Consider the following 23033-nt stretch of genomic DNA (forward strand, 5'->3'; position numbering starts at 1 on the left):
CGTTTGCTGACTCCGCGCTTGCCGGCTCCGCGCTTGCCGCTTCCTCGCCTGCCGGCCGGTTGGCTCCTGCGTACCGGGGACGGCGGCCGTCACGTGGCCGGGACTGGTGAATTCCGGTGTGAACTCCGGTGTGGGTTCCTGAAGATGCTGCCTGCTCATCCTGCCACTGTGCCGGGCGGCCGCGCCGCCGGACAGCCCCACGGCAAGCCATGTGGACAACCCCCTGCACCGAGCACCTGTGGAGGGATAGTGAGCCCACAGGACCAGCACTCGGAGGCAGGCCGTCAGCGATCGCCGAACCTGCGGCGCAGACCATGCCGCTCCACAAGGCAGAATTGAGGCTATGTATCTGCTGCTGTCCGCCCACGCTGACGGCGCAGCCCTCCAGGAGCTCACACCGGACGGCTCCCCCGCCCCGGGCAGTCCCGAACCGCGCCTGATCAGCGCCGGTGAGCTGGCCGGCGTCGTACGTCAACTCGAAAAGCGGCGCCCGCGCTGGATCTGGCACCGGACGCAGGAGTGGTACCCGGCGCTACTGGCGGCAGGGGTTGAGCTGGAGCGCTGCCATGACCTCGCGCTCTGTGGCGCCATCCTGGCCCATTCGGAGTTCACCGCCCACACGGACTACGCCCGCAACGCCGAAAAGCTCACGCAGGACGACGACTCGCAGCAGCCGCCCCGCACCCTCCAGCCGCCGCCCCAGCCGGCACACCAGGGGGCACTCTTTGAAGACTCCGGACTCGGCCGTCAGCCCAGGCACTCGCCGGAAGAGCTGCGCACCGAGTTCGCAGCCCAGCAGGAAGCGCTGGGCCAGGCGGGCACGGATGCGAACCGAAGGCAGCGCCTGCAACTGCTCCTCGCCGCGGAATCCGCCGGCGCCATGATCGCCGCGGAAATGCAGCACACGGGCGTGCCCTGGCGGGAAGAACTGCATGAGCAAATCCTGGCGGACTACCTGGGCCCTCGCCCGCCGCTGGGCCACCGGCCCGCCAAGCTCGAGGCGTTGAACACCGAGCTCCGCAGGCTCCTGAATTCCCCAAGCCTGAACCCGGATTCGCCGCAGGACCTTATGCGCGCCCTGCACCGGAACGGTATCGAGGTCAAGACCACACGGCAATGGGAGTTGAAGGAATCCAGCCATCCGGCCATCGAGCCGCTCCTTGCCTATAAGAAACTGTCCCGGCTGCACGCGGCCAACGGCTGGGCCTGGCTGGACGCCTGGGTGAACAACGGCCGCTTCCAGCCCGAGTATGTGGTGGGAGGTGTCGTCTCCGGACGGTGGGCATCCCGCGGCGGCGGTGCACTGCAGATTCCGCGCCAGATCCGCGGCGCGGTGCACGCCGATCCCGGCCACAAACTCATCGTGGCCGACGCCTCCCAGCTTGAGCCGCGCGTTCTGGTTGCCCTGGCCCAGGACTCCAAAATGGCCGAAGCAGCCCGGGACAAGGACCTCTATGCCGGTATCGCTGCGCAGGGTTTCGGCGGTGACCGCGCCAAGGCGAAGGTGGCCCTGCTCGGTGCCATCTACGGTGCCACAACGGGCGAATCCGGGCGGCTCATGCCGCAGCTGACGCGCACCTATCCGCGCGCCGTCGGCTTCGTCGAACAGGCCGCCCGGGATGGCGAAGCGGGCGGAACCGTCACCTCGAGGCTGGGCCGCAGCAGCCCGCCGCCGTCGGACCGCTGGCTGCAGAGCCAGCAGTCCACTACGGCGGAGGAACAGCGCCGCGCAGATGCAGTTGCCCGCTCGCGCGGCCGGTTCACCCGCAACTTCGTGGTCCAGGGCTCTGCCGCAGACTGGGCAGCCTGCTGGCTGGCGGAATTACGACGGCGGCTCCGCGCAATGCGGTCGGCCGGCGGCACCGCCGGCGAACTGGTGTTCTTCCTCCATGACGAAGTGATGGTCCACTGCCCTGACGATTCAGTGGATGCCTGCATTGGCGCCATCGAGGAGGCAGCCGCGGCGGCCAAGGAACTGCTGTTCGGCCGGATTCCGGTGGAATTTCCGGTGAGCGTGGCCGTTGTGGACTCCTACGACAAAGCCAAATAGCTCTCCGAAAGACGCGGCCTGTAACGTACCCGCGGGTAGCTTTGTGAACTGTCTCACCTCCCGGTTAAGCTCAATTAGCCGGTTCGCAGCAGTGGCAGTGCAGCACCGAAAAAGAACCGGCCGATGCAATGACGCATGGAAATTTGGGGAGGCACCACACAATGGCTGGCACATTCGAAATCATCAACGCTGAAGAAGAAGCTTTCTACTTCCGGCTCAAGGCCGACGACGGCACGGTAGTGGCGGTTTCGCCGCGGTTCAAGACACTCAAAGGCGTGGTCGCTGGCATCGATGCCGTCCGCGAGAACGCAGCCACAGGACTCGTGGTCAACCGTGCCCGGCGGGAACTGGCCACCGGCTAGCCCCGGGCCGACGGGGCGGGTGCCCTGAGGCGGACGCCGGTCCGGCCCGCAGACCCGTCCGGGAAGTCAAATATCGATCTGGTGCAGCCGGGTCCGGTCCCACGGAACGGCCCAGCCCAACTGGTCAAACAGTTCGTTCAGGATCATCCCGGTGAAACCCCAGACCACTACGTTGTTCACTGCAAAGGCGGGGCTCAGGAACGACTGGCCGCCCCGGCTGACGGTTGCCATCACCCTGTTGTCCGGGTCCAGCAGGTCGCGGACCGGGATCCGGAACACCTGGGCCGATTCACCGTAGTCCACCACCCGGACCGGAGACGGCGAGTGCCACCAGGCGAGCACCGGCGTCACCAGGAAATTCCCGCGCGGCAAGGCCAGCTGCGGCATGGCGCCGAGAACCTCCACACCGGCCGAATCGAGGCCGGTCTCCTCCTCCGCTTCACGGAGGGCAGCTTCAATGGGTGTTTCGCCCGGGTCGATTCCGCCGCCCGGAAACGCCACCTGGCCGGGGTGGTCGTCCAGGGTGTGGGCACGTTCCAGCAGCAGGACATCGAGGTCGGCCGGGGCCAGGTGTTTCGAGGAAACGGCGGGCACGTTGTCCAGGGCGCCGAAGAGCATCAGCACGGCGGCCTTGCGGGCAACGGAATCGTCCACGGTCAGGTTCCGCCAGTAGGGATTGCGCTCCGGGCCGTTCCCGGCGGTGATGGCGTCAATGAGGCCGACGAGGTCCTGGCGGGCAGTCATTTCCCCCGCTTTTGTGATTCCATCCGGATTTCGGCAGCCCGATGGGTCTCCGCCAGGAGCTGGGCCAGAAGGGCTTCCTGCCCCGGGGCCAGCTCGTATTTGAGCAGCTTGGCTGCTTTCACCGGATCCGTCTCCCCTGCTCCGTAGCTGGGGCACCACGTGGCCACCGCGCACGCACCGCAGGCGGGTTTGCGCGCATGGCAGACGCGCCGCCCATGAAAGACCACCCGGTGCGACAGCATGGTCCAGTCCCTCGGTTCGAACAGCTCGGCCACGTCGGCTTCGACGCGCACGGGATCATCCGAGTCGGTCCAGCCGAACCGGCGGGCCAGCCGGCCAAAGTGCGTGTCCACGGTGATTCCGGGAATGCCGAAAGCGTTGCCCAGCACCACGTTGGCGGTTTTCCGGCCAACTCCGGGCAGCGTCACCAGGTCCTGCAGCCGGGGCGGCACCTCGCCGTCGTACTCGTCCACCAGCCGGTTGCAGAGCGCCATAACGTTCCGCGCCTTCGCGCGGAAGAACCCCGTGGGCTTGAGGATCACCTCAAGCTCGGCGGGGTCCGCCTCTGCCATGCTCCGGGCGTCCGGATAGCGGGCGAACAAGAGCGGCGTGATCTGGTTGACCACGACGTCGGTTGTCTGGGCCGACAGGACCGTGGCCACCAGCAGCTCGAAGGGGCTGCGGAAATCCAGCTCGGCGTGCGCGTAAGGGTAGAGCTCCGCGAGCGCCCGGTTGATCCTGCGGGCGCGCCGCTTGAGCGCCAGCAGGGATTCGCCCGCCGCCCTGGGGGTGATGCTGCCCGGATTCGGAGTCCCGGAAACGGTGGCCATCAGGACCGGCTAGCCGCGCTCGATGTTGCTGAGGTCCCGCAGCACGCCGACGCGGCCGTCGGTATGCTGCACCAGGAATTCGTGCCCGCGGTCTTCCAGGGCCAGAACCCACCCGCCGGGTTCGATCACGAACGCAGGCATGCCCGTCCGCTCGTCGACTGCAGTCCGGGGCTGGGCGACGGCGAACCAGAACGCCTCGTGGACCGGCTGTTCGCCGTGTTCTTCCGGACGGCTGTAGGGGTCTACGGTGGCGCCGATGGGCTCCTGCGACTTCACCTGCGGGTTCAGCATCGTCGCAGCGGGCGCCGAAGCTGCCGGAGCCGCCGCTGCATGCTCCGAGGCAGCGGGCGCCGACGTTGCGGGCGAAGCACCCGTGGCGGGACCGGTGGCTGACTCCCGGCCCACGGCCGCGGGAACTGCGGCAGCCTGCGTCCGCTCTGCAGCGGAAGGAACGACGTCGGCAGCCTGCGTTGCGGGCGAAGCGTCTGTACCGCGGCTGGCGGCCGCGGCACCTACTGCTGCTGCCGCAGTAGCGGCAGCAGCGTTGTTGCCGGCTGCGTTGCCAGACATGGCAGTGGCGGCCGCAGCCGGCACTGAGTCTGCCTGCGGCGCGGCGCCCTGCGTCTTACCCCGCTGCGTTGCTGCATGCTGCGTCTCTCCGTATGAGGTTGCTGCGTGCGGGGCTTCACCGGAGCCAGCTCCGGCGTACGGGCGGTCGGCCTTCGGCGCACCGGTGGCCGTTGCGCTTCCTGCTGCTGCGGCGCCTGCTGCACCCGCGGCACCCGCGGCACCCGCGGTCAGTCGCTTCGACCAGCCAGCCAGCGTGCTGGAACCCGGCTCCTTGGCGGCCTTGGGCTCCTTCGGGGCGCTGGGCTTGCGGAACGGCGCGGCGGACTCTCGGGCCACAACGTGTGCGGGAACTTCCGCGCGGTCCAGGAAGTCACCGGCAAGGACGGGAATGAAGCGTGCCAGCACCGTGGCGGCAAACAGTCCGACGGATCCGATCAGGCCCACCAGCATCACCGGAATGAAGGCTTCGGCGGCGGACAGGAAGAAGAACCCTGCGGAGAACGACGCCACCACGGACGCGAACTGGTCAATTGACAGCGATCCCACCCGCACCTTGGACTCCGGGCTAAGCCGGCGCGCCACGAAGAGGGCCGTCACGATCAGCGGCAGGATGATGCCCAGGCCCAGGAAGAACAGGCTGCCAAGGTTCCACAGGTTGTAGCGGGAATCGAACATCGGGATCAGCGACGCGACGAACAGAATCAGCGTTGAGGTGAAGACGGTGAGGTCCCGCACGGTGAACGGGCCGAGCACCGTTTCGTTCTTCTTGGCCGTCAGCCTGCTTCCCGCAGACTTTGGCTCGCCGGAGCCTGCCGGCTTACCGGAATTCGCCGGGCCGGTCGCTTGGCCGTTCGCCTGACCGGGATGCGTATGGACCGCCTTATGCTGTCCATGGCTTTGCTGGTTCATTCTGTTCTCCTTAGCACGGCGACGCCCTGGACAGCGTCTCCTAACGGCAGGCAGGAACGGGACCGCAAGCGGTCCTGTCGCCTCCATCGGATGTCACAACTCCATCTCAGCCTAGCCAAGTGGTTGGCTGATCACTAGCTGACGGGCCGGAGGCGGGACCGGCAAAACACCCGCGGATTTCCCTAGCACACCCGCCTGTTTGCCGGGTGAACGCGGGGCGGCCGGGAAGGCCGGCGGAGGCTCCGGCTCCGGCACGGGAGGGCACGGCCCCTGCCGCCCGGGAACCATTCGGCGCTTAATAAACACCGCTCACGGTTCGCTATGTGACGAGGCACACGTCTGGTGCGGGGCAGGCGTTAGTGTGTATTTCGGAACAGCTCTTTGCGGTACAGCCGCGACCAGCCGATGCCCGATGCCGCGCATGCGGCCCGGCTGCGGCCCGGTGGCGGCCCGTCCCGCGCAGCAAAGATCGATGAATGATGAGGTTCACCATGTCCCAGGACACACCCAGCTCCACGGCCACCGCTGCACACACCGACGTGCCGGCCAACTTGTCCACCGCCGGAGCCGTTGCAGTCTCCGCAGCCGCAAGCCCGTCAGCCAACGGAGCCCAGGGCGGGAACGGCGACGCCTTCGAAAACCTCTCCCAGGAGAACCGGAAGTTCGCCCCGTCAGAAGAGTTCGCTGCCAACGCGGTGGTCACCGCTGCGGATTATGCTGAGGCCGACGCCGGCCGTCCGGCTTTTTGGGCGAAGCAGGCCCGCGAACTGCTCACCTGGAGCAAGGACTTCACCGAGACCCTGGACTGGTCCAACCCGCCTTTCGCGAAGTGGTTCGTCGGCGGCGAAATCAACGCCGCGTACAACGCCCTGGACCGGCACGTGGAGAACGGACTCGGGGACCGGGTGGCCATCTACTTTGAAGGCGAACCGGGCGATTCCCGCTCCTACACATATGCGCAGCTCACCGAAGAGGTGAAGAAGGCTGCGAACGCGTTCGAGTCCCTCGGCGTGGCCAAGGGCGACCGCGTGGCCGTGTACCTGCCCATGATCCCCGAAGCCGTCATCACGTTGCTGGCCTGCGCCCGGATCGGCGCCGTCCACTCGGTGGTGTTCGGCGGCTTCTCCGCCGAGGCCCTGCGCTCCCGGATCGACGACGCCGGGGCCAAACTCGTCGTCACCGCCGACGGCACCTACCGCCGCGGCAAGCCCAGCTCCCTGAAGCACGCGGTGGACGACGCCTTGTCCCACGAAGGGGACGGCAGCGGGCACACCGTGCAGAACGTCGTCGTCGTCAAGCGCAACGGCCAAGACGTGGACTGGCACGAGGGCCGGGACCACTGGTGGGCCGACACGGTTGGCACTGCTTCCCCGGACCACACGGCCGTGGGCCATGACTCCGAGCACCCGCTGTTTATCCTCTACACCTCCGGCACCACCGGCAAGCCCAAGGGAATCCTGCACACCACCGGCGGGTACCTTGCCCAGGGCGCCTACACCCACAAGGCCGTCTTCGACCTGCACCCGGAAACCGACGTGTACTGGTGCACCGCCGACGTCGGCTGGATCACCGGCCACTCCTACGTCGCCTACGCCCCGCTGATCAACGGCGCCACCCAGGTCATGTACGAAGGCACGCCGGACTCCCCGCACCAGGGCCGCTGGTGGGAGATCATCGAGAAGTACAAGGTCTCCATCCTCTACACCGCACCCACCGCCATCCGCACCTTCATGAAGTGGGGCAAGGAGATCCCGGCCAAGTTCGACCTCTCCTCGATCCGCGTCCTGGGCTCCGTGGGCGAACCCATCAACCCCGAAGCCTGGATGTGGTACCGCGACGTCATCGGCGCCAACGCCGGCAAGAACGGCGAGAAGAAGGAGAACCCGGCACCGATCGTGGACACCTGGTGGCAGACCGAAACCGGCGCCCAGATGATCGCCCCGCTGCCCGGCGTCACGGCCACCAAGCCCGGCTCCGCCCAGGTTCCGCTGCCGGGCATCGCCGTCGATGTGGTCGATGAGCTCGGCGAATCCGTGCCGAACGGGCACGGCGGCTTCCTGGTGATCCGCGAACCGTGGCCGGCCATGCTCCGCGGCATCTGGGGCGACCCGGAAAGGTTCAAGGAGACTTACTGGTCTCGCTTCGAGACCATGTACTTCGCGGGCGACGGCGCCAAGAAGGACGACGACGGCGACGTCTGGCTCCTGGGCCGCGTGGATGACGTCATGAACATCTCCGGCCACAGGCTTTCCACGGCGGAAATCGAATCCGCCCTGGTCAGCCACCCGGCCGTTGCCGAGGCAGCAGTCGTGGGCGCCGCCGACGAAACCACCGGACAGGCCGTCGTCGCGTTCGTGATCCTCCGCGAAGATGCTGTGGACTCCGGCGACGCGATCGTCCAGGAACTCCGCAACCACGTGGGCAAGGAAATCGGTCCGATCGCCAAGCCCAAGACCATCCTGGTGGTGCCCGAACTGCCCAAGACCCGCTCCGGCAAAATCATGCGCCGGCTCCTCAAGGACGTCGCCGAAGGCCGCGAGGTAGGAGACGCCACCACGCTGGCCGACAACACCGTCATGGCGCAGATCGCCCACTCGCTCCGAAAGTAGCGGCCGCTCAGAAAGTAACAGCCCCGGAAGCTTTCCGGGCACCAGCCGGCCCCGTTTTCCCTTGCCACGGCGGGGAAAACGGGGCCGCGGTGCTTTGTGACGATTCAAATAACGGTTGCCGCCAAAATGTTCTTTCCCGTTCTTTCCTGTTCCCTTTTGAGACGTTATAGTCATGAGCATGTGAGGTGTCTCACATGCAGCTATTTTTCAAGGGAGAGAACATGGCAGCACAGTTTGATGCGTCGGCAACCGCTTTTCCGAGCCGGCGGACCATCCTCAAGACCGTCGGCGTCGGCGCAGCAGGCGTGGCCGGGATTCCGTTCCTCGCGGCCTGTACCGGCGGGAGCGGGCCGTCGGCCACAGGTTCCGACTCGCCCGGCCTGACGTTCGGTTCCGGGTCCTCGGATGATGTTCCCAAGCGCGCCTACCAGGCCGTCACGGATGCCTTCACCGCCAAGACCGGCAAGAAAGTCACCACCAACGTGGTGCCGCATAACGATTTCCAGAACAAGATCAACTCCTACCTGCAGGGCTCGCCGGACGATACCTTCACATGGTTTGCCGGTTACCGCATGCAGTACTACGCGGGCAAGGGACTCCTGGCACCCATCGACGACGTCTGGGAGAGCATCGGCGCCAACTACTCCGACGCGCTGAAGAAGGCTTCCACCGGACCTGACGGCAAGATGTACTTCGTCCCCAACTACAACTACCCGTGGGGTTTCTTCTACCGGAAGAGCCTCTGGGCGGAGAAGGGCTACGAGGTTCCGGAGACTTTCGACGCGCTCAAGGCCCTGGCCACGAAGATGAAGGCTGACGGCATCATTCCCATCGGCTTCGCCGACAAGGACGGCTGGCCGGCCATGGGCACCTTCGACTACATCAACATGCGGCTCAACGGCTACCAGTTCCACGTGGATCTGTGCGCCCACAAGGAATCCTGGGACCAGCAGAAGGTCAGCGCCGTTTTTGACACGTGGGCCGAACTCCTTCCGTTCCAGGACCCGGCAGCCCTGGGCCAGACGTGGCAGGACGCGGCAAAGGCACTGGAAGCCAAGAAGACCGGCATGTACCTCCTCGGTTCCTTCGTGACCCAGCAGTTCACTGATCCCGCCGTCCTGGCGGACATCGGCTTCTTCGCCTTCCCGGAGATCGCCATGGAAGGCCGCGACGCCGTCGAAGCCCCCATCGACGGCCTCCTGTTGTCAAAGAAGGGTGGCGAAAACAAGGCGGCCCGGGACTTCATGGCCTTCCTGGGATCTGCCGAGGCCCAGGACGCGTACGCCGCGGTGGATTCGTCCAACATTGCCACGGCCAAGGGCACCGACACGTCCAAGTTCACGCCGCTCAACAAGACGTGCGCGGACACCATCGCGAACGCCAAATACATCAGCCAGTTCTTCGATCGGGATGCCCTTCCCGCGATGGCCAACAACGTGATGATCCCTGCGCTGCAGAGCTTCATCAAGGACGGCAAGATGGACGTCAAAAACCTCGAAGCCCAGGCCAAGACGCTGTACGCCGCCCAATAGCGAGGGAAGACTTCCATGAGCAGCACCGCACGAGAACTGATTCCGCCGGAATCCCGGGAGCCTGAAGGCGCTCCCGGGAGAACCGGCAAGGCCAGGGGCGGGCGGGTCCGCCGCCTGTCCGGGCGGGACAAGCTTGTCCTGTCCCTGATGGTAGGCATCCCCACCCTGATCGAACTGACCCTGGTGTGGCTGCCCATGCTGATGTCGGTGGGCCTGAGCTTCACCCGGTGGAACGGCCTGGACCTGGGCGACATCCGCTCCGCCGGCCTGGACAACTACCAGTACATCTCCCAGGACTACCCGCCGTTCTGGCCGGCGGTGCAGCACAACATGCTGTGGCTCCTGTTCCTGGCACTCATCGCAACGCCGCTGGGCCTGCTGCTGGCTGTGCTGCTGGACCAGAACATCCGCGGCAGCAAGATCTACCAGAGCATCTTCTTCGCCCCCGTGATGTTGTCGCTGGCGCTCATCGGCATCATCTGGCAGCTCTTCTACCAGCGCGATAACGGGCTGCTGAACTTCCTGCTGGGCACGGCCGGGACGCCGCAGGCCGTGGACTGGTTCGGGGACTCCTCGGTGAATATCTGGGCAGCCATGATCGCGGCCACCTGGCGGCATGCCGGCTACGTCATGCTCCTGTATCTGGCCGGGCTCAAGGGGGTGGATCCCAGCCTCAAGGAGGCCGCCGCGATCGACGGGGCCAACGGCTACCAGACGTTCTTCCGCGTGGTGTTTCCGGCCATGCGCCCTATCAACATCGTGATCGTGGTCATCACCATCATCGAGTCGCTGCGGGCCTTTGACGTGGTGTACGTCATCAACCGCGGCACCAACGGCCTGGAAATGCTCAGCGCCCTGGTGATCCAGAACCTCGTGGGCGAAGGCCAGGTGATCGGCGTCGGCTCGGCCCTGGCGGTGGTGCTGCTGGTCATTTCCCTCGTCCCCATCGTCTTCTACCTCAGCCGCACGTTCGGCAAGGAGAACAAAGCATGAGCACCACCACAGCCCGCGCCGGCGGACAAGATACCGCCCCCGCCCCCAGGTCCGGCAGCCGGCCGAAGCGCCACTACGGGACCCACATTTTCCTGACGGTCATGGCCGTCATGTGGCTGATCCCGTTGGGCTGGTCCGTCTTCACTGCCCTCCGGCCGGTGGCGTCCACCAACGAGCACGGCTATTTCAGCCTGGCCGGGGCCTTCAATTTCGACAACTTCATCCAGGCCTGGACGCAGGGCGGATTCGCCACGTATTTCTGGAACTCGGTCATCATCACGGTTCCCGCCGTGCTCGTGACCCTGTTCCTGGCGTCCCTGATGGCGTTCGCCGTGAGCCGGGTGAACTGGAAGTTCAACATCACCCTGCTCATCATGTTCACCGCCGGTAACCTGCTGCCGCCGCAGGTCCTGGCCGCGCCGTTGTTCGAGATGGCCAAACACTTCGAAGTGCCCTATTCCTTCAGCGATTCCGGCAACATGCTGAACACATACATCATCGTCATCGCCGTCAACACGGCCTTCCAAATGGGATTCTGCACGTTCGTGCTCTCCAACTACATGAAGGCACTCTCCGCCGACCTGACCGAAGCCGCGTTGGTGGACGGCGCCGGCATCTGGCGGCAGTACCGCGAGATCATCCTGCCGCTGTGCCGGCCGGCGTTTGCTGCGCTCGGCACCCTGCAGGTCATCTTCATCTACAACGACTACTTCTGGCCGCTCCTGTTCATCCAGAGCGGCAACCGGCTCCCGATCACCACTGCCATCAACAACCTCCAGGGCCAGTTCCTGAACAACTACAACCTGCTGGCGGCCGGCGCCGTGATCACGGTCATCCCCACGCTGGTGATCTACCTGCTCCTGCAGCGGCAGTTTGTTGCGGGGCTGACTCTTGGTTCTTCCAAGGGGTAGACCATGATGGAACTTGACGGGGGCAGCACTCCCCCGCCCGCAGCCCGAAAGGAATTCCATGCTCCCCGCAGCACGCCACCAGGCAATCGTGGACGCCGTCCAGCGCGAGAGGGTGGTCCGCGTCTCGGACCTGGCCCAGCAGCTTGGTGTGTCGCTCATGACCGTTCGGCGGGACATCGAGCTGCTCGAGGAAGGCGGCCGGGTGGAGCGGATCCACGGCGGCGCCAAGCTTCCCGGCGATGCCAGCACGCACGAACCGGGCTTCGAGCAGAAATCCACGCAACTCACAGCCGAGAAACGGGCCATTGCCCTGGAAGCGGCGTCGCTTGTCCATGAAGGGATGGCGGTGGGGCTGGGCGCCGGAACCACCACGTGGGCGCTGGCCAAGGAGCTTGTCAACGGACCACGGATCACGGTTGTGACCAACTCCATCCGCATTGCCGACGTGTTCCATCACGGCTCATCCTCCGGTGCCGGACGGTACGGTTCCACGGTGATCCTGATCGGCGGCGAACGCACGCCGTCGGACGCGCTGGTTGGACCGATTGCGATGGCGGCGCTGAAGCAGCTGCACCTGGACCTGCTGTTCCTGGGCGTCCACGGCATGGATCCCGATGCCGGCTTCACCACGCCCAACATGCTGGAGGCCGAGACTGACCGCGCGTTCGTGGCGGCCTCGCGCAAGGTGGTGGTGGTGGCCGACCACACCAAGTGGGGCACCCAGGGCATGAGCACCATCGCGGGGTTCGAGGAGGCCGATGAGGTCATCAGCGACGCCGGCCTCAGCTCGGACGCGCGCCGGTTCCTGCAGGAAAGCGTCAGCCGGCTGCGGATCGTCGACGCCGGCTAGCGGTGTTGCCGGAAAACTCTATGGGCAGCCGCAGGACTGCCTGACCAGCAGCTTCGTGGGAAAGACGTGGTGCCGGGGCGGCTCGCCGCGGCCCGCACCGACCAGCGCGCGCACTGCGGCGTCCGCCATGGCACGGACCGGCTGTTCCACGGTGGTCAGCGGGGGCCAGGAATATTCGGCCTCCACCGAGCCGTCGAAGGCGGCCAGGGCAATGTCGCCCGGCACAGTGAGTCCCGCTTCGTGCAGGGCCCGGAGGATGCCCACCGCCTGCATGTCCGAACTCGCAAAAACAGCGGTGGGCCGGTGCCCCGACGCCAACAGGCGCTTCCCGGCGGCGTAGCCTCCGTCCCGGGTGAAGGCGCTGCGCGCGATCGGGCCCTCAGGCAAGCCGGCAGCCTTGAGCGCCTGCAGCCAGCCCTGTTCGCGGTCATCGGCCTCGTTGGCGGTGGTGGTACCCATGGCCAGTCCGATGTTGGTGTGGCCATGCCCGATCAGGTGTTCCACGGCAGTGCGGGCACCTGCGGCGAGGTCCACGCCGACGCTGGTGACGCCGGCGGGCCTCTCGCTGTGGCTTAGCAGGACCGATGAAATCTCCGCCGCTTCCAGGTCCGCTAGGTCCGGTTCGGAGAGGACGCTGGCGAGCACCACTCCGTCCACCTGGCGCGCGGCGAGGTTCCGGATGTGCCGGCGTTCCTTGGCGAGGTCGCCGTCGGAGTTGGTCAGGAACAACGCGTAGCCGAGCTCGCCGGCTGCGTCTTCCACCGCGTGCGCCAGCAACGAAAAGAACGGGTTGCTGTTGTCCGGAATGATCAGGCCGATGGTCTCGCTGGACCCGAGTTTGAGCGCGCGTGCGGCGGCGTTGGGACGGTAGCCCAGGACGCGGATCGCGTCCTGGACCTTCGCTTCCGTGGCAGGCGCCACCCGTTTTGGGCCGCCGTTGACAACGTAGCTGACCACCGCCGTGCTCACACCCGCATAGCGGGCAACATCCTTGCGGGTTACTACCGGACCTCGGGTCGGGTGCGTTGCGGGAATGGTCATGGAGTACATGCTAGCTATGCGTCCCGCGGTGCGTCGCCAAAATCGCGGATGGGCAAGCGTTCGCCGTTCTGCTGGGCCGAGGCATGCGCCACGATTCCGGGAAGCGTGAACCGCGCGGCCACCCAGGCATTGACGGGCGGCAGCGTTCCCTCATTGACCGCGGTCACGAAGTCGTCCACCAGGAACTGGTGGCTTCCCTCGTGCCCGTTCGGGGCGCCGCGGAATTCCTCCGGCAGGCGGCTGCGGTCATGCACGGGGGCAAGGCCGGAGATGAACGCGTCACGCAGTTCCGGGGCGACGTCGGCCAGCGAGGGGTCGTCCAACGGGATGCTGGGCCGGGTTTCCACCTGTTCGGAGATGTCGTGGACGTTTTCCTTGTCCTGCCACACCGTGACCTTGGCCAGCTGCTCGAAGCTGGCTTCGGTGCCGAAGAAGCGGAACCGGGATTCACGGATGTGCGACGGGTACCCCACCCGGCGCATCTCGTTGGTCCGCATCGCGCCGCCGTCGTTCAGTTCAAAGAGCGCGGTGGCGTTCGAGAAGTCGTTGCCGAACATGCTGACTTCCTTGTCGAAGACGCCGTCCCCGCGGTCGTCCTTGACGCCGATGCAGCTGACACTGACCGCGTGGGACGGCAATGCGCCCAGGACGCCGCCGATGGCGTGGGTGGGGTACAGCATGGGCGGGTAGCTCGCCGTCGACTTCCAGGCGTCTCCGCCGCTGTACTGGTAGGCGTCGTAGAAGCCCAGGTCCATGTCGTGGACGTAGTCGCCTTCGCTGTAGAAGATCCGGCCGAATTTGCCGGCGGCGTGCTGGTTGCGGGCGTAGACAGTGGCGGGGTTGTAGTAGCTGGTCTCCCCCATGGCGTAGACCAGCCCGGTTTCCTTCACGGCCTCGATGATGCGCTCGATCTGTTCTTCCGAAACTGCCATGGGCACTGCGGAGTAGACATGCTTGCCGGCGCGGAGCGCCTGCTCCACCAGCGGACCGTGGGTCCAGCGCTGCGTGAAGATGGCGACGGCGTCGACGTCGGACGCCAGCAGCTCCTCGAAGCTTGCCTTGGTGCCGTCGAGCCCCCAGCGCTCCTGCGCCGCCGCGGCGCGTTCCGGCCGTTCGTCGACGACGTAAACCTCGCTGACTCCCGGGTGGAGCTTAAAGAGATGGGCGAAATGGCCGCCGAACTGTCCGACACCGACGACTCCTATTGAAAACGCCATTGTTTACCTTCCCTTGGCTGGCCCGCGATTGCGGGCATGAAGGCCCAGGTTGGGCCTGGGCCAAAGTCTTCCACCCGAATCTACTCGAGTCAACGAATTATCAAGTGGAGCCTTAATTTTCTTTGTTTGCAGGAAAAAATACTTGCCAGCCCAAATCTACTCGTGTAGATTCATCTTCAGTTGTTACCCACATCACAGTCAGGAAAGGGTCGATGATGACCACCCTTACCAAGCAGCAACAGGACCCGGCAGCCCGGGCCGGACTCCCCAAGGCCGGGAAGACCGCCCGTAAGGGCCGCCTCCGCCGGCTCGGCGACTTGAAGATGGCATTGTTCTTCATCTTCCCGGCAATGATCGGCTTTGTTCTCTTCTATCTGGTGCCCACCATCCGGGGCGTCTACCTCAGCTTCACCGAGTACAGCATCCTGGGCGACCCCACGTGGATCGGCATCAAGAACTACACCGCCATGCTTGGCGATGAACTGTTCTGGAACGCCATGGGGGTTACCGTCCAGTACGTCGGCCTGAACATCGGCTTCCAGACCCTGATCGCCCTCGGACTGGCCCTCCTGATGCACCGGGTGGCAAAGTCCACATTCATCCGCGGCGCGTTGCTGCTTCCCTTCCTGGTGGCCAACGTCATCGTCGCCCTGCTGTGGTTCTGGATGCTCGACTACCAGATCGGCATCGTCAACGAAATCATCAACTGGATGGGCCTGCCGCGCATCGCCTTCTTCGGCAGCGAGCAATGGGCCATCCCCACCATCGCCGCCGTCAACGTCTGGCGGCACATGGGCTACACGGCCCTCCTGCTCTTCGCCGGGCTGCAGTCGATTCCCAACCACGTCTACGAGGTTGCTTCGCTGGACGGGGCGTCCCCCACCCGGACCTTCTGGAGCATCACCATGCCGCTCCTGCGTCCCGTGTTGGTGCTGGTGCTCGTCGTAACCGTCATCGGTTCGTTCCAGGTGTTCGACACCGTGGCAGTGACCACCGGCGGCGGGCCAATCAACGCCTCCCGCGTCATCCAGATGTACATCTACCAAAAGGCCTTTGGCGAATCGGACTTCGGCTACGCATCGGCCCTGTCCGTCATTCTCTTCCTCATTCTTGCCCTGGTGGCCTTCGTGCAAATGAAGTTCCTCAAGGGCAACGAATCGGATCTGGACTAAGGAACCCCAGCCATGAGCACCTCCACACTCACCCGCAAGTCCGTCAACAAAGTTCCCGTCAACAAGAAGCCCGTCAACTGGCGGCGCGTCGGAGCCTGGGCCCTCGTGGCCGTCGCAGTCGCCGTCACCGTGGCACCCTTCCTGTGGATGCTCCGCACGGCACTGTCCACGAATGCCTCGCTGGCCTCCAACGCAGGCAACCTCCTTCCTGCCGATTTCAACCTCGGGGCCTTCAAACGGGTCCTCGGAATGCAGAGTCCCGAGGAGGCCATCGCCGAGGGAGGCTCGGGAGCTGCGATCAACTTCTGGCTCTACCTGCGGAACTCGATCATCTTCGCCAGCGTCACCACGGCAGGGCAAGTCTTCTTCAGCGCCATGGCAGCCTACGCATTCTCCCGGCTCCGCTGGCCCGGACGGAACGCCGTATTCGGTCTGTTCCTAGCCACCATGATGGTCCCGCCGATCTTCACAGCGCTGCCCAACTTCCTGATGATCAAGAACCTGGGCCTGCTCAACACCTTTGCCGGCATGACGCTGCCCTTCCTGTTCATGACCCCGTTCGCCATCTTCTTCCTGCGCCAGTTCTTCCTCAGCATGTCCCGGGAAGTGGAAGAAGCCGCAATGCTCGACGGCGCCAAGCACCTACGGATCTTCTTCCAGATCGTCCTGCCCAACGCAGCGGCGCCGCTGGCCACACTGGCCCTCCTCACTTTCATCGGCCAGTGGAACGAATACTTCTGGCCGCTCCTGGTGGGCCAGGACGAAAACGTACGGGTGCTCACGGTGGGCCTGGGCGTCTTCAAGTCCCAGTCACCGCAGGGCGCCCCCGACTGGACCGGCCTGATGGCCGCAACGCTCGTGGCCGCACTCCCGGTGCTCCTGCTGTTCATTGCCTTCGGCAAGAAGGTGGTCAACTCCATCGGCTTCTCCGGAATCAAGTAACACCCCCAGTTCACTCTCCCCAGAAACACGTTCGTCTCCAGAAACACCCTCGAAAGGTCCATCATGAAGAAAACCATCGGCGTCGCAGCTGCCGCCGCGGCAATCGCACTGTCCCTCTCCGCCTGCGGCGGAGGCAGCACCGCCTCCACCGAGGCCAAGGGCGAAATCAACTACTGGCTGTGGGACGCCAACCAGCTTCCGGCGTACCAGCAGTGCGCTGACGATTTCACCAAAGCCAACCCGGACATCAAGGTCAAAATCACCCAGCGCGGGTGGGATGACTACTGGACCACCCTGACCAACGGCTTCGTCGCCGGCACCGCCCCGGACGTCTTCACGAACCACCTCTCGAAGTACCCTGAGTACGCCGCCAAGAAGCAGCTGCTCTCCCTCGATGACGCCGTGGCCAAGGACGGCATCAAGCTGGACAGCTACACCAAGGGCCTGCCGGAGCTGTGGGTCGGCCAGGACGGCAAGCGCTACGGCCTGCCCAAGGACTGGGACACCGTTGGCCTGTTCTACAACAAGGCCATGGCCGATTCGGCGGGCCTGACCGCCGAGCAGATGGCCAACCTCGACTGGAACCCGAAGGACGGCGGCAGCTACGAGAAGGCCATCGCCCGCCTCACCGTGGACAAGAGCGGCAAGCGCGGCGACGAGGCAGGCTTCGACAAGAACAACGTGGCCGTCTACGGCCTGGGCCTGGCAGGCAGCGGCTCCGGCCAGGGCCAGACCGAATGGAGCTTCCTCAGCGCCACCACGGGTTGGACCGCCACTGACAAGAATCCCTGGGGGACCAAGTTCAACTACGATGACCCCAAATTCCAGGAGACCATCGCCTGGTGGGCCGGCCTGATCGAGAAGGGCTACATGCCCAAGCTGGAAACCACCGTTGGCGCCAGCCTGGCGGACAACTTCGGTGCCGGCAAGGCGGCCATCAACACCACGGGTGACTGGCTGATCGGCCAGTACAAGAGCTACAAGGGCGTGGAGACGGCGTTCGCCCCCACCCCCAAGGGTCCCGACGGCAAGCGTGCCAGCATGTTCAACGGCCTGGCCGACTCCGTCTGGGCGGGCACCAAGAACCCGGCGGCATCCGTCAAGTGGGTCGAATACCTCGGTTCGACCGCCTGCCAGGACGTTGTGGCTTCCAAGGCCGTCGTCTTCCCCGCCATCACCAGCTCCTCCGAAAAGGCAGCCGAAGCGTTCAAGGCCAAGGGCACCGACGTCTCGGCCTTTACCACCCACGTCGAGGACGGCACCACGTTCCTCTTCCCCATCGCGGACAAAGCGGCCAAAGTTGACGGCATCATGAAGCCCGCAATGGACGCCGTGCTCTCCGGCAAGAAGCCTGCCAGCTCCTTGACCGAAGCCAACAACCAGGTGAACGATCTCTTCAAGTAGACCGCACCTGCAGTGGCTGCGTAAGTGGTCGCAGCCACGGCCCCAGGTGCCGCCGTTTCATCCTCGCGAAGCGGCGGCACCCGGGGCACTCCACCCCGCACGTTCATACGAAACACACCATACAAACCCGCCGGCAGCGTCACGGTACGCTCACCGCCACATCGAAAGAGTAACCCCATGGATCCCCTGCACCTCCGCTCCGCCGGCACCAGCCTGGTGATCAGCTTCGACAGCGGGGAGGCCGAGGTCATTCATTGGGGCGCCGATCTGGGCGCTTCACTGCCCGATCTGGCCATCCTCGGCGAACCGATCCCGCCCTCCGCCGTCGACGCCGCCGTCCCCGCCGGGCTGCTGCCGCAGGCATCGTCGAGCTGGCGCGGACGCCCTGCCCTCCGCGGGCACCGGATCGCCGACGGCGTGCCCGGCTACGATTTCTCCGTCCGCCTCCGCGTCGCGGACGTCAAAACCGGCGGAAAGTCCGCCGTCGGGAATTCAGCTGTGATTGTCCAGTCAGATCCGGACGCCGGCATCACCGTCGAATCCACGCTGGAACTGCACGACGGCGGCCTGCTGGAAATGCGCCACACCGTCACCAACACCGGCACTTCACCCTTTCAGCTCGACGAACTGGCCACCGTGCTGCCGGTGGCTCCTGACGCCGTCGAACTCCTTGACCTGACCGGACGCTGGTGCCGTGAACGCCACCCGCAGCGCCGGGCCATCCAGCAGGGCACCTGGGTGCGGACAGGGCGGCACGGGCGCACCGGCCACGATTCCTCGCTGCTGCTGGCGGCCGGCACGGCGGACTTCGGCAACCGCCATGGCAGGGTCTGGGCCACCCACCTTGCCTGGAGCGGAAACCACGAACAGTTCGCGGACACCATCGGCGACGGCCGGACCATGATCGGCGGCTCCGAGCTGCTGGGCCCTGCCGAAGTGGTCCTCGAGCCGAACGGCAGCTACACCACCCCCGCACTCTTCGCGGCGTACTCGGACCGCGGCCTGGATGGCATCAGCGAGGCCTTCTACAGCTGGTTCAGGAACCGTCCGCACCACGTGCTGCCTTCGGCGTCAGCCGTTTCGGGCGCAGGCAAGGCGGGCACCGGCAAGGCCCGGCCCGTGGTGCTCAACGTCTGGGAAGCCGTCTACTTCAATCACGATCTCAGCACGCTGATCGAACTGGCGGATTCGGCGGCGGACCTGGGCGTGGAACGCTTCGTGCTCGACGACGGCTGGTTCCGTGGCCGTCGGCATGACCAGGCGGGCCTCGGCGACTGGTACGTTGACGAGGGCCTGTGGCCGGACGGCCTCACACCGCTGATCGATGCCGTCACGTCCCGCGGGATGGAATTCGGCCTCTGGGTTGAGCCGGAAATGATCAACCTGGACTCCGACGTGGCGCGCGCCCACCCGGAATGGATCGTTGGACCCGCTGTCCGGTCCCACAAGGACGGCGGCCGGCTGCCACTGACCTGGCGCCATCAGCACGTCATCGACCTGGTCAACCCCGAGGCCTGGCAGTACGTCTTTGACCGCATCGACGCCCTGCTCCGCGAAAACAACATCAGCTACCTGAAGTGGGACCAGAACCGGGACCTCACCGAGCACGGCCACGCCGGGCGCTCCTCCGTGCACGAGCAGACACTCGCCGCCTACCGCCTCTTTGGCGAGCTCAAGAGGGCCCACCCGGGCCTGGAGATTGAGAGCTGTTCGTCCGGCGGCGCCCGCGTGGACCTGGGGATCCTGGAAACGACCGACCGGATCTGGGCTTCGGACTGCAACGACGCCCTGGAGCGCCAGACCATCCAGCGCTGGACCGGGCTGGTGGTGCCGCCGGAGCTGGTGGGCGGTCACATCGGCCCCACCACCTCCCACACCACGGCACGCACGCACGACATTTCGTTCCGAGCCATCACTGCCTTCTTCGGGCACTTCGGCCTGGAATGGGATGTCCGCCAGGTCCACGGCGCGGAGCGCGAAGAACTCAAGCGGTTCATCGGCCTTTACAAGGAGCACCGCGGCCTGATCCACTCCGGCCGGATGGTCCGCGCCGACGTTGCCGACGATTCGCTCATGCTTCACGGCGTGGTGTCCCAGGGCACCCCGGCGACCGGAGACACGGCCGCACTGTTCGCGCTGGTCAGCACCAGGACCTCGTTCGCGGAGCGTCCGGGGCGCATCACCATTCCGGGACTGGACCAGGACCGCAGCTACCGGGTTGAGGCCATCTTCCCGACGCCCGGCGACGCAGACTACGCGCACAACTTCACCCAGGCGCAGCCACCGGCCTGGCTGGCCGCCGGAGCGGAAGCCAGCGGCCGGTTCCTGGCCGAGGTGGGGCTGCCCATGCCCGTCCTCAACCCGGAACACGCACTGCTGATGCGCTTGACTGCCGTGTAGGTTCAGCGACTCCCAAAGAGCCTGCCGGCCGGGTACCAAACCCGGCCGGCAGGCTCTCTGCTTTCCACGTCCGCTCAGCGGGCGTCCAAAGTCCGCTCAGCGGGCGTCGACAAGGACCACCTCGTACTTGCTGGCCCCTTGAACGCCGAACTTCGCGTTAACCACGGCGAGGGTATCGCCAAACAGGGCCGCCGTCGTCGGGACCTGGAAGTCAGGGCTGGTGATGACGTCCTTGACCTCGAAGGAATCCAGCCGGGAGTCCAGCCGGACGCGGCTCACCTGGTTGATCATGTTTTGCACGGCCCAGAGGGTGTTCCCCTTCACCACAATCCCGTCCACGTAGGGCAGGCTGGCACCAGTGATCTTTGCGCTGTCGGCGGTCTCACCGGAGCCCGGCTCCACCGTATACAGGGCTTCGTTCGCGGAATGCGCCAGGATCAGGGTCCGGCCGCCCCGGACGGCCGCGATGCCGTTCAGGTTGAAGTCGGCGGGAGTCTCGGCAGCAGGTCCTTTCAGCGTGAGCGTCCTGACGTCTTCGCCCGGCTTGCCATGTCGGTCAACCGGGACGAAGTACAGCTCGCCCTTCGTGGAGTTGGTGAACCAGGCGCCGTCATCCGTCACCGCGACGTCGTTGATGAAGGCTGGATCCCGGGTCAGCTGGTAGGTGGCCACAGTCTTCCGCGAGCCGGTGTCATAGACGTAGGCCTGGCCGGTGGTGCCGCCGGCAACGAAGAGCAGGCCGTTCTCCACGTCAACTTTCATGCCAACCGCCATCCGGCCGTCTGGAACGTCGATGTAGAGCCTGGCGGTTCCGCGGCGGGTATCTCCGCGGTAGATGTCCCCCTTGAACAGGTCCCCGGCGAAAAAGGTGGTGCCCTCGCCCTCAGCTATGCCTTCGGCGGACGACGCGCCGGGAAGCTCGATGACCTTGTCATCGCCCTTGGTCGACGGCGGACCGGCAGACGCAACGGGTGCCGGAATGATGAGTGCTGCGAGGGCCACCAGTCCCACGGCGGCACGGCGCATTGCTTTTCCTGAATCCACATTTTTGCAGCGCATGATGACGCTCTCTCCAGATCGGGCTTTTCGCGCGAGCTGACCGGCACGGGAGCTCCGCACGATGGTCCTTCAAGTCTAGGCACCGGCACAAAGCGTGGCCAGAGGCCCGGAAATGGCATGCGTGCCAAGATGAAGCATGACCGATTCGTGTGAGGTTCTGGTGGTCGGCGCCGGGCTTGCGGGGCTCCAGTGTGCCCGGGAGCTGCAGGCAGCCGGGCGTGACGTGCGGGTGTGGGAAGCGGCCGACGACGTGGGCGGCCGGATCCGCACGGAGCACGTGGACGGATTCCTGGTGGACCGCGGGTTCCAGGTTCTGAATCCCGCCTACCCGGCCGTCCGCCGCTGGGTGGACGTCAGTGCCCTGGAGCTGCAGCCCTTCGGCGCCGGGCTCGGAGTACGCCGTGATGACGGTCTCGCGGTGCTGGCCCATCCCCTGCGCGAACCGCAGCTGATCGCCAGGACCATTGGCAGCGGCCTTGCGAAGCCGCGCGAGGCGGCTGCCCTCCTCCGCTGGGCGGCTCCCGCCGTCGTCCGGTCATGGCGGCAGTACGACGGCGGCGGACGTCGCGCCGCCGTGTCTGGCCGGGACGTGACGCTGCGGCAGGCACTGGACGACGCGCGTTTGGCGGGCGAACTCCGCCGGGTGGTTGATCGGTTCTTCGCCGGGGTGCTCCTCGAAGACGACGGCAGCACCTCCAACGACTTCGCCCGGCTCCTGCTGCGCACCTTCGCGCTCGGAGTGCCGGGGCTGCCGCGAATGGGCATGCAGGCCCTGCCGCGGCAGCTGGCCGCCTCGCTCGCCACGCCTGTCCGCACCGGGATAAAGGTGAATTCCATCCGGCGCGAAGGCGGCTCCATGCTGGTCCGTGCCTCCGGTGCCGAGCTCCGGGCTGAGCAGGTGGTGGTGGCTACGGACCCGGCCGGCGCCGAAGCCCTGGCGCTAGGAAACGACGGCGGCGGTGCGGCGGGCGGCCTTCCCGCCATGAAGGGGGTGCTGACGCACTGGTTCGCGGCCGGCGAGCCTCCGTCCCGGCTGAACCTGCTCTGCGTTGATGCGCGGGAGCGGCCCGGCGGCCCCCTGGTCAATACGGCGGTCGTTTCCAACGCAGCTCCGGGTTATACCCCCGCCGGCAGGCACCTTGTGCAGACATCGGCGCTGTTCGGCCGCGGCCGGCCGTTGCCCGGCGATGATGCGGTCCGCCGGCATGCCGCTGAAATCTACGGGGCTGATGCCACCGGATGGGAACTGGTGGCCCGGCACGAAGTTCCGAATGCCCTGCCCGTCCAGCCTCCTCCATTGGGGTCCCCGCAGCCTGCTGAGATCTCACCCGGAGTCTTCGTCTGCGGCGACCACCGCGCCACCGCCTCCATCCAGGGCGCCCTCGAAAGCGGCCACCTCACGGCGCAGGCCGTCCTGCGCGCGGACTTCCGGTAGCGC

At 66.0% G+C, this 23033-nt stretch carries 18 protein-coding genes; 12 read left to right on the forward strand and 6 right to left on the reverse strand.

Going from position 1 to position 23033, the window contains the following annotated elements:
• The first annotated feature begins 343 nt into the window (after window positions 1-343).
• Together ASF98_RS18555 and ASF98_RS18560 are read left to right on the forward strand one after the other, a co-directional pair.
• Entirely contained in the window at window positions 344-2050 is a 1707-nt protein-coding gene (locus ASF98_RS18555; protein WP_055804968.1) for a bifunctional 3'-5' exonuclease/DNA polymerase, read from the forward strand.
• 161 nt (window positions 2051-2211) lie between these two features.
• The gene (locus ASF98_RS18560) at window positions 2212-2412 is read left to right on the forward strand and encodes a YegP family protein (RefSeq protein ID WP_055804971.1); all 201 of its coding nucleotides are present in this window, start codon (window positions 2212-2214) and stop codon (window positions 2410-2412) included.
• Between the two features lie 66 nt (window positions 2413-2478).
• Here the strand turns inward: ASF98_RS18560 and ASF98_RS18565 are convergent, their stop codons facing one another.
• Genes ASF98_RS18565 through ASF98_RS18575 form a run of 3 tightly spaced genes read right to left on the reverse strand, consistent with a single transcriptional unit; the run spans window position 2479 to window position 5465 of the window.
• Window positions 2479-3156: an NUDIX hydrolase gene (locus ASF98_RS18565; protein WP_055804974.1), complete on the reverse strand. Its 678-nt coding sequence runs from the start codon at window positions 3154-3156 to the stop codon at window positions 2479-2481.
• Complete coding sequence (nth, locus tag ASF98_RS18570; protein WP_055804977.1) at window positions 3153-3986, reverse strand: endonuclease III; 834 nt, start codon at window positions 3984-3986, stop codon at window positions 3153-3155. Before nth ends, ASF98_RS18565 begins: the two co-directional genes overlap by 4 nt.
• 9 nt (window positions 3987-3995) lie before the next feature.
• Window positions 3996-5465 (reverse strand): MFS transporter, encoded by a 1470-nt coding sequence (locus tag ASF98_RS18575; RefSeq protein WP_055804980.1) that lies wholly within the window; start codon window positions 5463-5465, stop codon window positions 3996-3998.
• A 491-nt stretch (window positions 5466-5956) separates the two neighbouring features.
• Here ASF98_RS18575 and acs point away from each other — a divergent pair, with 491 nt between their 5' ends.
• From acs to ASF98_RS18600, 5 genes are all read left to right on the forward strand, one after another.
• Window positions 5957-8074 (forward strand): acetate--CoA ligase, encoded by a 2118-nt coding sequence (gene acs / locus ASF98_RS18580; RefSeq protein WP_082506937.1) that lies wholly within the window; start codon window positions 5957-5959, stop codon window positions 8072-8074.
• Between the two features lie 221 nt (window positions 8075-8295).
• Entirely contained in the window at window positions 8296-9606 is a 1311-nt protein-coding gene (locus ASF98_RS18585; protein ID WP_055805144.1) for an ABC transporter substrate-binding protein, read from the forward strand.
• Window positions 9607-9621: 15 nt separating this feature from the next.
• Window positions 9622-10599: a carbohydrate ABC transporter permease gene (locus ASF98_RS18590; RefSeq protein ID WP_055804983.1), complete on the forward strand. Its 978-nt coding sequence runs from the start codon at window positions 9622-9624 to the stop codon at window positions 10597-10599.
• Window positions 10596-11510 carry a carbohydrate ABC transporter permease gene (locus ASF98_RS18595; protein WP_055804986.1) on the forward strand — a complete coding sequence of 305 codons (915 nt, stop codon included), beginning with the start codon at window positions 10596-10598 and terminating at the stop codon, window positions 11508-11510. The genes ASF98_RS18590 and ASF98_RS18595 overlap by 4 nt, the downstream gene beginning before the upstream one ends.
• Before the next feature lie 58 nt (window positions 11511-11568).
• Complete coding sequence (locus ASF98_RS18600) at window positions 11569-12360, forward strand: DeoR/GlpR family DNA-binding transcription regulator (RefSeq protein WP_055804988.1); 792 nt, start codon at window positions 11569-11571, stop codon at window positions 12358-12360.
• Between the two features lie 18 nt (window positions 12361-12378).
• Here ASF98_RS18600 and ASF98_RS18605 read toward each other — a convergent pair whose 3' ends face one another.
• Window positions 12379-13401, reverse strand: a complete 1023-nt coding sequence (locus tag ASF98_RS18605) for a LacI family DNA-binding transcriptional regulator (protein ID WP_055805147.1) — start codon at window positions 13399-13401, stop codon at window positions 12379-12381.
• A 14-nt stretch (window positions 13402-13415) separates the two neighbouring features.
• Window positions 13416-14618 carry a Gfo/Idh/MocA family protein gene (locus tag ASF98_RS18610; RefSeq protein ID WP_055804991.1) on the reverse strand — a complete coding sequence of 401 codons (1203 nt, stop codon included), beginning with the start codon at window positions 14616-14618 and terminating at the stop codon, window positions 13416-13418.
• A gap of 215 nt (window positions 14619-14833) precedes the next feature.
• On the opposite strand from ASF98_RS18610, the gene ASF98_RS18615 reads away from it, so the two are divergent.
• From ASF98_RS18615 to ASF98_RS18630, 4 genes are all read left to right on the forward strand, one after another.
• On the forward strand, window positions 14834-15790 hold the full coding sequence (locus ASF98_RS18615) for a carbohydrate ABC transporter permease (protein ID WP_055805149.1): 957 nt from the start codon (window positions 14834-14836) through the stop codon (window positions 15788-15790).
• A gap of 12 nt (window positions 15791-15802) precedes the next feature.
• Window positions 15803-16732, forward strand: coding sequence for a carbohydrate ABC transporter permease (locus ASF98_RS18620; RefSeq protein ID WP_055804993.1), 930 nt, complete (start codon window positions 15803-15805; stop codon window positions 16730-16732).
• A 63-nt stretch (window positions 16733-16795) separates the two neighbouring features.
• Entirely contained in the window at window positions 16796-18136 is a 1341-nt protein-coding gene (locus ASF98_RS18625; RefSeq protein ID WP_055804996.1) for an ABC transporter substrate-binding protein, read from the forward strand.
• A 177-nt stretch (window positions 18137-18313) separates the two neighbouring features.
• Complete coding sequence (locus tag ASF98_RS18630; protein WP_055804998.1) at window positions 18314-20536, forward strand: alpha-galactosidase; 2223 nt, start codon at window positions 18314-18316, stop codon at window positions 20534-20536.
• A gap of 96 nt (window positions 20537-20632) precedes the next feature.
• On the opposite strand, the gene ASF98_RS18635 is transcribed toward ASF98_RS18630, so the two are convergent.
• A complete protein-coding gene (locus tag ASF98_RS18635; protein ID WP_055805002.1) occupies window positions 20633-21562 on the reverse strand; it encodes an SMP-30/gluconolactonase/LRE family protein in 930 nt (309 codons plus the stop codon).
• A gap of 169 nt (window positions 21563-21731) precedes the next feature.
• On the opposite strand from ASF98_RS18635, the gene ASF98_RS18640 reads away from it, so the two are divergent.
• Window positions 21732-23030 carry an NAD(P)/FAD-dependent oxidoreductase gene (locus ASF98_RS18640; protein ID WP_055805003.1) on the forward strand — a complete coding sequence of 433 codons (1299 nt, stop codon included), beginning with the start codon at window positions 21732-21734 and terminating at the stop codon, window positions 23028-23030.
• Window positions 23031-23033: the final 3 nt, after the last annotated feature.

The sequence above is a fragment of the Arthrobacter sp. Leaf337 genome (assembly GCF_001423745.1).
Classification (GTDB): Bacteria; Actinomycetota; Actinomycetes; order Actinomycetales; family Micrococcaceae; genus Arthrobacter.

What these genes read in the sequence shown, in the direction of transcription:
- ASF98_RS18555 (WP_055804968.1), top strand. Translation starts at nt 344, where the DNA reads ATGTATCTGCTGCTGTCCGCCCACGCTGACGGCGCAGCCCTCCAGGAG.
- ASF98_RS18560 (WP_055804971.1), top strand. Translation starts at nt 2,212, where the DNA reads ATGGCTGGCACATTCGAAATCATCAACGCTGAAGAAGAAGCTTTCTAC.
- ASF98_RS18565 (WP_055804974.1), bottom strand. Translation starts at nt 3,156, where the DNA reads ATGACTGCCCGCCAGGACCTCGTCGGCCTCATTGACGCCATCACCGCC.
- nth (WP_055804977.1), bottom strand. Translation starts at nt 3,986, where the DNA reads ATGGCCACCGTTTCCGGGACTCCGAATCCGGGCAGCATCACCCCCAGG.
- ASF98_RS18575 (WP_055804980.1), bottom strand. Translation starts at nt 5,465, where the DNA reads ATGAACCAGCAAAGCCATGGACAGCATAAGGCGGTCCATACGCATCCC.
- acs (WP_082506937.1), top strand. Translation starts at nt 5,957, where the DNA reads ATGTCCCAGGACACACCCAGCTCCACGGCCACCGCTGCACACACCGAC.
- ASF98_RS18585 (WP_055805144.1), top strand. Translation starts at nt 8,296, where the DNA reads ATGGCAGCACAGTTTGATGCGTCGGCAACCGCTTTTCCGAGCCGGCGG.
- ASF98_RS18590 (WP_055804983.1), top strand. Translation starts at nt 9,622, where the DNA reads ATGAGCAGCACCGCACGAGAACTGATTCCGCCGGAATCCCGGGAGCCT.
- ASF98_RS18595 (WP_055804986.1), top strand. Translation starts at nt 10,596, where the DNA reads ATGAGCACCACCACAGCCCGCGCCGGCGGACAAGATACCGCCCCCGCC.
- ASF98_RS18600 (WP_055804988.1), top strand. Translation starts at nt 11,569, where the DNA reads ATGCTCCCCGCAGCACGCCACCAGGCAATCGTGGACGCCGTCCAGCGC.
- ASF98_RS18605 (WP_055805147.1), bottom strand. Translation starts at nt 13,401, where the DNA reads ATGACCATTCCCGCAACGCACCCGACCCGAGGTCCGGTAGTAACCCGC.
- ASF98_RS18610 (WP_055804991.1), bottom strand. Translation starts at nt 14,618, where the DNA reads ATGGCGTTTTCAATAGGAGTCGTCGGTGTCGGACAGTTCGGCGGCCAT.
- ASF98_RS18615 (WP_055805149.1), top strand. Translation starts at nt 14,834, where the DNA reads ATGACCACCCTTACCAAGCAGCAACAGGACCCGGCAGCCCGGGCCGGA.
- ASF98_RS18620 (WP_055804993.1), top strand. Translation starts at nt 15,803, where the DNA reads ATGAGCACCTCCACACTCACCCGCAAGTCCGTCAACAAAGTTCCCGTC.
- ASF98_RS18625 (WP_055804996.1), top strand. Translation starts at nt 16,796, where the DNA reads ATGAAGAAAACCATCGGCGTCGCAGCTGCCGCCGCGGCAATCGCACTG.
- ASF98_RS18630 (WP_055804998.1), top strand. Translation starts at nt 18,314, where the DNA reads ATGGATCCCCTGCACCTCCGCTCCGCCGGCACCAGCCTGGTGATCAGC.
- ASF98_RS18635 (WP_055805002.1), bottom strand. Translation starts at nt 21,562, where the DNA reads ATGCGCCGTGCCGCCGTGGGACTGGTGGCCCTCGCAGCACTCATCATT.
- ASF98_RS18640 (WP_055805003.1), top strand. Translation starts at nt 21,732, where the DNA reads ATGACCGATTCGTGTGAGGTTCTGGTGGTCGGCGCCGGGCTTGCGGGG.